Below are 203 nucleotides of genomic sequence, written 5' to 3'. Positions count from 1 at the left end.
CCGAAATTGCTACAGCAATGGAGAGAAGAAAAAATTAATCCGTGGGAAAATGAATTCGCTCGTTGGTTACTTTTACTACCAGCGCATGAAGATGAACATTTAACCCACACATTGGAGGATATAGCCATGAAACAAGATCCAATGTTACAGAAGGCAATCCACAAATGGGAAAATATGAGTCAGAGTAGCTCTTTCCGTCTCGC

Annotated in this window: 1 pseudogene; it reads left to right on the top strand. The window is 40.9% G+C overall.

The window, feature by feature from the left end:
• Nucleotides 1-203 (top strand): annotated as a pseudogene (locus ACQRBL_RS33055) (Rpn family recombination-promoting nuclease/putative transposase); the annotation flags it as partial.

The sequence above is a fragment of the Bacillus sp. AF62 genome (genome assembly GCF_050312695.1).
In the GTDB taxonomy this organism is placed as follows: Bacteria; Bacillota; Bacilli; order Bacillales; family Bacillaceae_G; genus Bacillus_A; species Bacillus_A cereus.
This window is presented reverse-complemented; position numbering and strand designations above follow the sequence as displayed.